The organism is Clostridium sp. C2-6-12 (genome assembly GCF_009928485.1).
Classification (GTDB): Bacteria; Bacillota; Clostridia; order Clostridiales; family Clostridiaceae; genus Clostridium.
The window spans coordinates 139,235-152,039 of record NZ_JAABNP010000005.1 but is presented as its reverse complement, the minus strand read 5'-3'; the positions used below and the strand labels follow the sequence as shown (position 1 = coordinate 152,039).

9 protein-coding genes are annotated in these 12,805 nt (G+C 28.1%); 2 read left to right on the top strand and 7 right to left on the bottom strand.

Going from position 1 to position 12,805, the window contains the following annotated elements; translation table 11 throughout:
- The first annotated feature begins 188 nt into the window (after positions 1 to 188).
- Positions 189 to 1,346: a serine hydrolase domain-containing protein gene (locus tag GXK56_RS06280; RefSeq protein WP_160686301.1), complete on the top strand. Its 1,158-nt coding sequence runs from the start codon at positions 189 to 191 to the stop codon at positions 1,344 to 1,346.
- A 49-nt stretch (positions 1,347 to 1,395) separates the two neighbouring features.
- On the opposite strand, the gene GXK56_RS06275 is transcribed toward GXK56_RS06280, so the two are convergent.
- The 6 genes from GXK56_RS06275 to GXK56_RS06250 all read right to left on the bottom strand — a co-directional run bounded on the left by GXK56_RS06275 (position 1,396) and on the right by GXK56_RS06250 (position 9,967).
- The gene (locus GXK56_RS06275) at positions 1,396 to 2,355 is read right to left on the bottom strand and encodes a D-2-hydroxyacid dehydrogenase (protein ID WP_160686299.1); all 960 of its coding nucleotides are present in this window, start codon (positions 2,353 to 2,355) and stop codon (positions 1,396 to 1,398) included.
- A gap of 351 nt (positions 2,356 to 2,706) precedes the next feature.
- The gene (locus GXK56_RS06270) at positions 2,707 to 5,067 is read right to left on the bottom strand and encodes a glycogen/starch/alpha-glucan phosphorylase (RefSeq protein ID WP_160686297.1); all 2,361 of its coding nucleotides are present in this window, start codon (positions 5,065 to 5,067) and stop codon (positions 2,707 to 2,709) included.
- Between the two features lies 1 nt (position 5,068).
- Positions 5,069 to 6,556 carry a 4-alpha-glucanotransferase gene (malQ, locus tag GXK56_RS06265; protein ID WP_160686295.1) on the bottom strand — a complete coding sequence of 496 codons (1,488 nt, stop codon included), beginning with the start codon at positions 6,554 to 6,556 and terminating at the stop codon, positions 5,069 to 5,071.
- A gap of 341 nt (positions 6,557 to 6,897) precedes the next feature.
- Complete coding sequence (locus GXK56_RS06260) at positions 6,898 to 7,842, bottom strand: helix-turn-helix domain-containing protein (RefSeq protein WP_160686293.1); 945 nt, start codon at positions 7,840 to 7,842, stop codon at positions 6,898 to 6,900.
- A 25-nt stretch (positions 7,843 to 7,867) separates the two neighbouring features.
- On the bottom strand, positions 7,868 to 8,977 hold the full coding sequence (ugpC, locus tag GXK56_RS06255) for a sn-glycerol-3-phosphate ABC transporter ATP-binding protein UgpC (protein ID WP_160686291.1): 1,110 nt from the start codon (positions 8,975 to 8,977) through the stop codon (positions 7,868 to 7,870).
- A 228-nt stretch (positions 8,978 to 9,205) separates the two neighbouring features.
- Positions 9,206 to 9,967, bottom strand: coding sequence for a transglutaminase domain-containing protein (locus GXK56_RS06250; RefSeq protein ID WP_160686289.1), 762 nt, complete (start codon positions 9,965 to 9,967; stop codon positions 9,206 to 9,208).
- A gap of 315 nt (positions 9,968 to 10,282) precedes the next feature.
- On the opposite strand from GXK56_RS06250, the gene GXK56_RS06245 reads away from it, so the two are divergent.
- Positions 10,283 to 11,011 (top strand): gamma-glutamyl-gamma-aminobutyrate hydrolase family protein, encoded by a 729-nt coding sequence (locus GXK56_RS06245; protein WP_160686287.1) that lies wholly within the window; start codon positions 10,283 to 10,285, stop codon positions 11,009 to 11,011.
- A gap of 68 nt (positions 11,012 to 11,079) precedes the next feature.
- On the opposite strand, the gene GXK56_RS06240 is transcribed toward GXK56_RS06245, so the two are convergent.
- Positions 11,080 to 12,801 carry a S8 family peptidase gene (locus GXK56_RS06240; RefSeq protein ID WP_160686285.1) on the bottom strand — a complete coding sequence of 574 codons (1,722 nt, stop codon included), beginning with the start codon at positions 12,799 to 12,801 and terminating at the stop codon, positions 11,080 to 11,082.
- Positions 12,802 to 12,805: the final 4 nt, after the last annotated feature.

The following is a 12,805-nucleotide window of genomic DNA, read 5'->3' as shown; positions in this document are numbered from 1 at the left end:
AAGCAAAATTATTACATTTTCTTTAATTTACACTCCTATTTATAGATTAGGTGTTACAATTAGTATATAATAAACTATAATTCAATAATACTTGTTAATAAATTAACATTTAAATCAAGACTCATTCTATATTAATTAGGGAATAATATAGTAATTGTTAACTTTACATATGGGAGGGGAATTTAATAATGCTGAAAAAAAATTTATTAAATATAATGATCTTATTCTTAATATCTACTTTACTATTAATGGGCTGTGAAAATATTAATCAAAAAAATGTTCACAAGAAAACAGTAGTAAGCTCTAATAGTAGTATAAATGGTAAATTATCAAAATATATGGATAATTACTCAAAGAAAAATGAATTTAGCGGAACAATCCTAATTACAAAAGATGATGAAGTTCTCTTAAATAAAGGATATGGTACCGCAGATTACAATAAGCGTATTCAAAACAAACCACAGACTATATTTCAAATTGCATCTTTAACAAAGCAATTTACTGCTGCTGGAATTTTAATGCTTCAAGAAAAAAAACTTTTGGATGTTTATGATACTCTAGATAAGTATATTCCTGATTATCCAAATGGAAATAAGATAACACTTTATAATCTTCTCACTCATACTTCTGGCATTCCTGAGTATTTAGATTATGTTGATTCAATAGATACTGAAAATCATGATCTTAATTACACTCCAGATGAACTTATTGGATTATTTAAAAATGAGCCCTTTAATTTTAACGCTGGAACCTCATTTGAATACAGCAATTCAAATTATATATTACTTGGATATGTAATTGAGAAAGTATCAAATATGACTTATGAGGATTTTATTAAAAATAATATAATAATACCATTAAATTTAACCTCAACAGGTTTTTTAAACAATGAAACTGAGTCAAAAAATAAATCCATAGGGTACTACTTTATAAACAAATATTCAAACGAACATGCTGAAGCTCCAAAAACAGAAGGATTAATGTCATATGCTGCTGGTGAAATTTATTCTAACTCCGAAGATTTGCGAAAATGGGAGAATTCATTATTTTCAGAAAAAATAATTACAAAAAAATCTTTAGACGAAATGTTTACTCCTTACTTAAATAATTATGGCTATGGTTGGTTTATTTATGAAAACACTGATGGAGATAAAGTTGCCTATCATAGTGGCAACTTGCCAGGATATACCTCATTTGTTGAAAAGAATTTAAATAAGAATTATTTAATAATCATATTATGTAATGAAAACATCGATGAAGCTGTTGACAATATTTCAACACAATTATCAGAAATCTTAGATCGTGAATATCAATTAGATAGTGACATTAGTGATAGTAATGAATAAACAAAAATCAGCAGTTAAAAAGGAATTCCAACGGAATTCCTTTTTAATATTAAAGTTCCACTCTATTTCTTATTTCTTTTCTATTAAATGCACTTATATTTTCTAACAAATCTGCAAATAATCTATTTCTAGCTTCTTCACTTGCCCATGCTATATGTGGTGTTAATACTATCTTATCTTTATTTTTAATCTTCAATAACGGATTATTTACTGGAATTGGTTCAATTTTAAATACATCCAAAGCTGCTCCACCTATTATATCTTCATCTATGGCTCTAGCTAAATCTTCATCTACTATTATAGGCCCTCTTGCTACATTTATAACTACAGCATCTTTCTTCATCTTCGTAAATGCTTCGTAGTTTATTAATCCTTCAGTTTTTTCATTTAAAGGAGCATGAATAGAAATAATATCACTTTGTTTTAATAATGCCTCAAATTCTACTCTTGCATAATCAGAATCAGCATTTTTTCCTGAAGTTGAAAAATACACAACTCTTGCACCAAAAGCTTGGGCTATTTTTGCAACTCTTTTTCCAATACTACCAAGTCCAATTATTCCCCATACCTTCCCACATAAATCTTTATATGGAACTTCTAAATTAGTGAACATTGGAGATTCAGAATATTCTCCACTTTTGATGTAATTATCAAAGTAATTAATTTTATCATATAAATGAAGCAGCATAGCAAAAGTATGTTGAGCTACTGTAGTAGTTGAATATCCTTTTACATTTGTAACTGCAATATTTCTTTCTTTTGCATATTCAATATCTATATTGTTATATCCTGTGGCCGCCTCACAAATAAGTTCAAGTTCATCTGCATTTTTTAAATTTTCTCTATCAAGCACAACTTTATTAGTTACTATTATATTAGCATCTTTGATTCTTTCTGCAACTTCTTCCTTTGAAGTTAAATCGTAATAAATCACCTGACCAAATTCATTTAATTTGATGTAATCCACATTTCCTAAGGTTTTACCATCTAATACTACTATTTTTTTCATATTCAATCCCCTTTTCTAAATCACAACAATAATTTATTCAATATATAAAAATCATTATTTGTTTATCGTAATGTAAATTTTCTTATGTAGATTTGTTATTGTGTATACATATATGATAAATAAATTTATATAGTTTAATTTTTATTCCTAATTTTCTATATTATTAATAATATCGTAAATATAAAAAAATGTAAACTTTCTTTTTTGAATTTTTTTCCATATAAATTCTATTATAAATATGCCCTATAGCTAAGATTCTATATTAAAATCTTTTATTTTTTAGGAAAATGAAGAGCTAGGAATAACTTTTTGTTCCATAGCTCTTCATTTATAATGTTATTCTATTAAAAACTATATAACAGATACAGGTTTTATATTCCAAATTTCATCTGCATATTGTTTTATTGTTCTATCGCTTGAAAATACTCCTGAACTATAAAGATTTGCAAAGCATTTTTGAGCCCATTTCTTTTTATCCTTATAGTCTTCAAATACTTTTTCCTCTGCTGCCTTAAACAATTCATAATCTGCAAGCAAATAGTATTGATCTCTTTCTTCCAATAGAGCATTATATAAATCTTCAAAATATCCTGTACCGCCATCATCTAGAGTTCCATTAATTAATGTATCTACTACTTTCTTTATGTCTGGATTTTCCTTATAGTATTTCTTAGGGTCATAATCGTGTTTAATTCTTTCTATATCTTCAACTTTTAGACCAAATATATAATTATTTTCTTCTCCACTAGCTTGGACGATTTCTATATTTGCTCCATCATAAGTACCAAAGGTAGGAGTTGCATTTAACATGAACTTCATATTTCCTGTTCCAGAAGCTTCTTTTCCGGCTGTAGAAATTTGTTTAGACAAATCAGAACCTGGGAAAAGTTTTTGTGCATAAGATACTCTATAATTATGTACAAAAACAACCTTTATCTTCTTTGATGCTTCTTCATCCCTATCAATTAATCTAGCTATTTCATTAATGAATTTAACGATACCCTTTGCTCTTCTATATCCTGGGAAAGCCTTAGCACCAAATATAAATGTAGTTTTCGGTATATCTAATTGAGGATTTTCTTTTATTCTATAATATAAATCTAAGATATATAAAGCATTTAATAATTGTCTCTTATATTCATGCAATCTCTTAATTTGAATATCAAAAAACGAATTTGGATCAATAATAATTCCTTCTTCTTGCTTAATATACTCAGCCAATTGAACTTTCTTTTCATGTTTGATTTTCATTAATTGCTCTAGTACTTTATCATCATCACTATATTTCTCTAGACCTTTAAGCAATTCTAAATTCTTAACCCAATCTTCACTTCCTAATAAATTTGTAATAAATTCTGATAATTCCGAATTACATAGTCTAAGCCATCTTCTTGGTGTAATCCCATTTGTTTTATTTTGGAATTTATTTGGATATAAATTATACCAGTTATTTAATTCGCTTTTCTTCAAAATTTCTGTATGAAGTGCTGCAACTCCATTTACTGCTCTACCAACAAATATAGCTAAATTAGCCATTCTTATTTGATCATTTGCAATAATTTTAAAGTTCCAAATTTCACCTTCATCATAGCCTTTTTGTCTTAATTCTTTAGCTAATGCATTATCTACTTCATGTGCTATTTGTAAAATTCTTGGGAATAATCTATCAATTAATCTAATATCCCATTTTTCTAAAGCTTCAGCAAGTATAGTATGATTAGTATATCCAAAGAACTCTTTAGCTATTGCTAACGCAGTTATAAATTCAACATTTTCTTCATCTACTAAAATTCTTATAAATTCAAGAATTGAAATTGTAGGATGTGTATCATTTAATTGAGCTACATTATATTTTGCAAACTCAGAGAAATCACTTCCATATTTTGTTTTGTGTTTTTTTATAATATCCTTCATAGATGCACTAGAAAAGAAATATTGTTGTCTAAGTCTTAATATTTTTCCTGCTTCTGCTGTATCATTTGGATACAATACTCTTGATATATCTTCAGCTTTATTTCTTGCGGATACTGCTTCTATATATTGTTGATTATTAAATAAATTAAAGTCGAATTCTCTTAAAGCTTCACATTGCCATAATCTCAAAGTATTTATATTTCTTGTCTTATACCCTATTATTGGCACATCGTAAGGCACAGCTTTTACTGTCATATCAGAAAATTTAATAATTTGGATTTCATCATCTTTTCTAATACTCCACGCTTCCCCATATTTAAGCCAAGTATCTTCACATTCAGTTTGGAATCCATTTTCTATGTTTTGCTTAAATAATCCATTGCTATATCTTATACCATACCCCACTAAAGGCATATTTAAAGTTGCTGCTGATTCTACAAAACATGCTGCTAATCTTCCAAGTCCACCATTACCAAGGCCTGCATCTTCTTCTATCTCTTCTATTCTATTTAAATCAATTTTTAATTCAGCTAATACTTCTTTTATTTCATCATAAATACCTAAGTTCATTAAATTATTGCCAAGTGCTCTACCCATTAAATATTCTGCTGACAAATAATAAGCCATTCTTCCTCTATTATAGGCCTCACTTGTTTCATTCCAATCCTCTACAATATCTTCTAGAATTGTTAACGAAAGCGCATTAAATATTTCATAATCTTTTGCATCCTTCAATTTTATCCCATGTTTAACTTTTAAGTATCTTTCTATTCCCTCTACAATTTTTTCTTTTCTCAATTTATTCACACCTTCCATAAATTTTAGTTAATCTATATATTTTTTTTGCTAACTCATTTGTAAATGCGCCTTTTTTTGCTCTCCAACACCAATTATTTCCCATTGTTGATGGCAGATTTATCCTTGCTTCATTTCCAAGATTCAAGAAATCCTGCATAAGCACTATGGAAGTGTTTGCAACGCTTCCCCAAATTCCCCTTATTAGTCCCCAATTATAACCTTCTTCTTCAGTTAAACTTAAATATTCTATTGCATTTTCTATTTCTTCTTCGCTGCCAGTAGTTTCAAGCCAGCCTTTTATTGTGTCATTGTCGTGAGTTCCTGTATAAGCCACACAATTCTTTTCATAATTATGTGGAAGATATGGATTATCACTTTCACCAGAAAATGCAAATGCTAATACCTTCATTCCAGGAAGACCTGTCTTTTTTCTAAAATTCACAGTATCTTCAGTTAATATACCTAAATCTTCAGCTATTATATTTACTTGTCCTAGTTCTTTTTTTATTGCATCAAATAATTTCATTTTAGGACCTTTTACCCATTTTCCATTCATTGCTGTTTTTTCTCCATAAGGAATAGTCCAATAAGCCTCAAAACCTCTAAAATGATCTATTCTTATAACATCATAAAGTTTTAAACTCTGTTTTATTCTATCTATCCACCATGAATACCCTGTTTCTTCAAGGTGCTTCCAATCATAAATAGGATTTCCCCACAACTGTCCTGTTTCTGAAAATGCATCTGGTGGACAACCTGCAACTTTTAATGGTCTTAACGTTTTTTCTTCTAACAAAAACACTTTAGGATTACTCCATAAATCAGCACTATCTTCTGCTACATAAATTGGAATATCTCCTATTACCTTTATTCCTAACTTATTTATATATTTTTTTAATTTATCCCATTGTTTAAAAAATTCATATTGTAAAAAGCTCCAATAATTAATTTCGTCTGAAAGCTTATTTTTATAACTACTTATAACCTCTTCTTTTCTTAGTCTGATATCATCTTCCCATGTTTGAAAGCTCTTTAACTCAAATTCAGCCTTTATTGCCATAAATAAAGTGTAATCTTCAAGCCATGAAGCTTCTTGCTCTTTAAACACATTAAAATCTTTAGATTCTTTTTGCTTAAAATTATTATAAGCAACTCTAAGTACTTTCATTTTTTCTGTAAATACTAATCCATAATCAATGTATTCTTCATTTGATCCAAAATTTATGTCACAATAATCCTCTTTTTTTAATATCCCATCCTTTTCTAACATATCGAAATCAATAAAATATGGATTTCCTGCAAATGCCGAAAAAGATTGATATGGCGAATCGCCATAACTAGTTTGACCTAGCGGAAGTATTTGCCAATACCTTTGTCCTGCTTTTTTCAAAAAATCTGCAAACTCATAGGCTTCTTTTCCAAAGGTTCCTATTCCATATTTTCCTGGCAAAGATGCAATATGCATGATGATACCACTACCTCTTTCCATTCTCATACCCCCACCCATTTAATATTCTTAATAATTGCTTTTAATTTTCTCATATATTCTTCACATAGATATAAATATAATATAATTAGAATATTAAATTTGTATCTAAGTGTAAAATTAAGCATACAATATTATATTCGCTTCCTTTTTAATAATGTTGACCAAAATAAACTTTTTTTACCTTTACTTAATAACATTTTAACAAACCTTGAATATTTATACAACTTCCGCTTTTAATTCTTTTAATTAATAAATTCGTTTACCTTGAGATTATATAAAACTAAAGACCTTTTCAAAAAATTATTTATCAAGTAATTTTTTGAAAAGGTCTTTTTCTTTATCTACACTTTATTTTTTTGTCTCCAAATAAAGAATGCTATTTTAAATAAAGCAGCATCATTAAATTTTCTAATATCATACCCCGTATACTTTTGAATCTTATCTAATCTATAAATCAAAGTATTTCTATGAACATATAATTCCTTTGATGCTTCACTTAAATTTAAATCCAACTTAAAAAACACATCTATTGTTTTAATCATATCATCATCAAGCTTAGAGAAATTTTCATTAAAAGTATAAAGAATCTTTGATTTTGTTTCTTCTTTTAAACTATCCATAATCTTTTCAAATAAAAGACTATTTTGCCCAAATATCATTGAAGTTAATTTGTACTTTTTGCCTAAATTAATCTTATACATATTTTCATTATATAATTCACTTAACAATTCATAATCTTGAATTTTGCAATAACTTATATAGCATTTTTCATAAATGGAACCATATATAGTTTCACTTATACTAGATACATGTTCATTTATATCTTCAAAAATGCCTATTAAAATTAAAGTATCATCGTAATTTAATACTATAATATCAGTATCATTATAAACATTTTTCAAGGCCTCTAATGCATCTATCAATTTATCATTTAAGCTTACAGTAATTAAAAATGTATCTTCCCTAATCGGTGGCATAACTTCTTTTATTTTATCTTTTGATATACTTAAATTTTGTAATAATTGAGTAATTATTTTTTCTTTTTTATTATAATCATCTTTATACTTATCCTTAATACAAAATTCCAATATTTTTATAGATTCTTTATATTTTTCCTGAAGATGTATTTTGAATTGTTTTGCACCAATTAAAAATATATCTTCAATAAAATTTTCAGTGAGGCAATCAGGATTAGCTTTAAATATCTCTTCTCCATCTATGTAAACCTCAAAAGGTATTTCACAATTTTCATAAATTTCTTGTAGATACTTTACTAACCCCTTCATGCTCCCACCTCATCTGTTAACTATATTAACATATTCTTAATTCTGATTCCTTATCAAATACATGAATCATTTCATTTTGTACATATAATTTAACCTTATCTTTAGGTTCTGATTTAGTACTTCCTTCAACTCTTGCTGTCATGCTGTTCTTTCCTGATTTAAAGTAAATATTACTTTCAGCTCCAGTACGTTCAACAACTTCTACATCTCCTAAAAGAATTGCATTTGGATTTGCTGCAACAACTTCAGCATTATCATCTAAATGTTCTGGTCTTATACCAAATATTACTTCTTTACCTACATAACCATTTTCTTTTAAAACTTTTGCTTTGTCATCAGTTAATAATATATTATTTTCTTCAAAACTACAATATAATTTTCCTTCTTTTTCTACAACACTACCATTTACTAAATTCATTTGAGGACTTCCGATAAATCCAGCAACGAATAAGTTACTTGGTGTATTATAAATATTAAGTGGAGTATCTACTTGTTGTATTATACCATCTTTCATTACAACAATTCTTGTACCCATTGTTAAGGCTTCAACTTGGTCATGAGTTACATATATAAATGTTGTTCCTAAACTTTGATATAATTTTGATATTTCAGTTCTCATTTGAACTCTTAATTTAGCATCAAGATTTGATAAAGGTTCGTCCATTAAGAATACCTTTGGTTCTCTAACGATAGCTCTTCCGATGGCAACTCTTTGTCTTTGACCTCCTGATAAAGCCTTTGGTTTTCTATCTAATAAATGTTCAATATCCAATGTCTTTGCTGCGCTTCTAACTTTTTTATCAATTTCATCCTTAGGTGCTTTTCTCAATTTTAAAGCAAAAGCCATGTTATCATATACTGTCATATGTGGGTATAATGCGTAGTTTTGGAATACCATTGCGATATCTCTTTCTTTAGGTTCTACATCATTAACTAATTTTCCACCTATGTATAATTCTCCTTTAGATATTTCTTCAAGACCTGCGATCATTCTTAAAGTAGTTGACTTACCACATCCTGATGGTCCAACGAAAACAATAAATTCTTTATCTGCAATTTCTAAGTTAAAGTCTTTAACTGCAGTTACATCCCCTTCATAAATCTTATAAATATTTCTTAGTGACAATTCTGCCATATTTATTTCCTCCCTTTTTATCTTTACCTAATTTCTATTATATTTTTTAGTTCTTCATTTGCTATGAGTCTATTTTACTATATGTAACCCTTTTAATTCTATATTCAATACTTACAAAAGTCCTATGTCTTTTTTGTGAAATAATATAAAACGAAACTGCTATTTAGTTTATTTTGCTAAATAGCAGTTTCATTACTTAACTATATATTAAGTTACAAAAATACATAATTAATAATAGCCCTTCAAAGCTTTAGGATATTTATCTCTATCCCAGGAATATTCATTTGAAGTCAAAATTTCATCACTTACTAGGAAATACTTATTTCTTTCCTTAGAATCATTATTTGTAATATCTAACTGATACCAATTACCGTCAATCTTAACAGAATTCCAAGAATGGGGTGCCCCTTTAAGCGTTCCCACTATAATTTTATTTTCTACTCCTGCATAATTTAACATTTTGTATGCTGTCATCGAGTATCCTTGGCACACTGCAAAAGATGTAGTTAAAGCAGAATAAACGCTAATTGATTTCTGAGTATAATCATATTCATATCTATTTATAATATATTCATTTATTATTTTTACTTTTTCCAATTCAGACATATTTGTACTCACTAAAGACTTAGTGATTTTTTCTAATTCAGAATTTATATACGCCTCTTGCTCCTTTGTTGTCAAATATGTTACTTCCATTGTAGTTTCTATACCTTTAAATGTTATTTGGGCTTTGGGTTTTATTTCCAACCATGATCTTTCTAAATAATCATCATTTGAATAAGAATTAGTGATACATTGTCTTATATTTTCTTCAAATTCTTTTCTTGTACCTGTATAGATAATATTAAATTTTACATCTCTATTTTCTAAATGATTGTGAATATTGTCTTCTAAGGCTTTTATGTTTTCTACTCTTTCTTCAGCAAAAGCTTTTAAAGAAAAAATCTGCATTAGAGTTAATAATATGACACATTTAAGAAATCTTTTCATTGAATTATTGTCCCCCCGAAATTGATTCTTTTATCATAAGTTTTAATTTGATATGTAACTAAAATTAATAAATATTTTTACCTATATTTATTTTTACGAAAAGCCTAAGGCTTTTCTTTTTCAATTATATATCATTAATTTCTATTGTACTTCCTTTATTTATTTTGTAAATATTAATTTATGATTTTATTTATATCTTCCTTATTTTTTACTTGTATTTAATTTATTTTTTATCCCTCCACCAATTGTTGACAATGTTTCTTCTTATATATATAGTATAATTTAAATAAACTTCTTAATGGAGGAACTCTATTCATGAAAAAACCTATTATTGGCATAAATTCAACTCGCTTAATTAAGCCCGAAACCCCTTATTCTCATTCTGTTATGGAATCAATAAGTAATGACTATATTGAATCTATAATAAAAGCTGGAGGCGTTCCTGTTATACTACCAATACTTTCTGATGAAGACCTTATAAGAAAACAAATTGAGATTCTTGATGGAATTCTTCTTACGGGTGGTATTGATATAAATCCCTTATTATATAATGAAGAACCATCCCCAAAATTAGATTTTATTTATCCTGATAAAGATAATTTTGATATTCTAATTACAAAAATAGCCCTTGAACTTAAAAAACCTATTTTAGCTATTTGTAGAGGTCATCAAATTTTAAATGTTGCTTTAGGTGGCACCCTTTATCAAGATTTATCGTATATGGAAGGCTGTTATATAAAACATTATCAACAATCAAAAGATGGTGCTGCATCCCATACACTAAACATTATTGAAAATTCACTTTTAAATAAAATATTAGGAGATTATACTATATGCAATTCTTTCCATCATCAAGCCATAAAAGATTTAGCACCAGGTCTCAAAGTTACTGCTTATTCAAAAGATAATGTAATTGAAGCCATTGAAAAATTTGATGAAGACTTTGTTGTTGGCGTTCAATTTCATCCTGAAATAATGACAGCATATGGTGATAATAATATGCTTAAACTTTTCCAAGCTTTTATTGAAGCTTCTTCAAAATAATTTAGTTCCAAAAATCGAAGTTAAATTTGCATTTTGGGAACTTATTGAAATTACAATGACCTTTTTTCTTAAAACATATTTTGAAATATCTTTAATATATTTAACATACCATACCCCCATTGAGGATTAGGGTAAGAATCACCACTTCTTTGAACTGCGCCCCTAGAAATATAAGTTTTTAAAGTTTGAGAGTAAATATTAGGATAATTTCCTTCTACTATTCCCCATTGAAACAGCATAGCACATGCCCCTGCAAGCACAGCAGCAGATACGCTTGTACCATTAACTATCGCTGTTTGATTATTGGGAGCTGTAGTTAATGCATTAACTCCTCCTGCTGCCACATCAATTTTATCAATATAATCATCTAAAAGTGTCATTCCAGAATAACTTAAAATAGTATTATTATTTTGATTATATGCTGCTGCTGTAATTAAATATGATGACGTAGATGGATTCATTATAGTTCCATATGGATCTGAAGAAATAAATTTTGACCCCCCAACAGTTAAGCCTAATTGAGGTATCCATGCATTAAATTTACCATCTAAAATAACTCTTCCAGTAAGCTTAAATCTCCAAACCCCCTCCTTCAAATTAAAAAAGCGAATTCTTATTAGTTCATCTCCTGAGCTTTCCTCTGGAATATAATAATTTATTTTAACCGAAGTGTTTTCAAATACAAAGGAATAAGTTTTTAGTGCATTTATTTCTGCTATTATCGTTTCTGTACTTTCTCCAGATGGAGATATTATTGTTAATGACATTATATTAGGCGTATCTACCCATATTTCAATTACAGTAAATTTTTGTTCAGGTGAAATATATAATTGTATAGTTCTCTCTTCATTTACTTGAGTTATTGCTCCTGAGGTATGAGTTTCACTTGCTCCCTGATTGCCCGTTCCTGTTACTATTGCTATACCACTATTTCTAGCTATAGAATCCATATATTGTTCCAAAATGCCTCTTCCCCTATGATTCCCCAAATTACTTCCTAATGGAAAGTATATAATAAGTGGTTTATTATTTTCCAAATAATATCTATATAAAAATTCCAATGCTGAAAAAATAGATACTATATCATATGTTGGTATTTCAATATTATAGAGTTTCTTAAATGAAATAGTTTCCAATAATTTTACAACTACAAAATTACAATCTGGTACTACTCCTTTTAGATTAGCTTTTTTACCAATTGCTCCAATAATTCCAGCCATATTTGTTCCATGTCCAATCTCATCTACAGTTTTCACTATATCATATGGATTGTTTCCTGCTTTATAAGTATCTATAGCCTGCTGAATATCTTTTTTACTGTATAAAATTCCAAAAGGAACCTGTTGATTTTGAGTAGTTTCTTCTTCAGATGCTATTGTTTGATCCCATATATACTCTATTTTTGTTTCTCCATTTTCTCTTATAAATTCATCATTTAAGTAATCAATGCCAGTATCTATAACTGCCACTGTAACCCCTGTACCTGTAAGCCTTAATGGCAATTCTAACTGAAGAAAATTAGCCCCCGATGCTTCTGTTGGTGTAATTTCTTGAAGTGTATAAAAAGATGGAAGTGCAACATATATAATTGTTGAAAATTTAGGTCCTTCAATATTTATTTCAATATCACTTGTTGTGGATATTATTGCATATTTGTCATTAACTATTGTCACAAAAAATCCAGGCTGTTTTGAGACTTCTTCTTCAATATTCCCTTCATATTGAACAATGTAATGATAGTAATTAGTATCTAAAAAAATGTTTCTTGGAGCTCTATAACTTTTGCTCACAAAA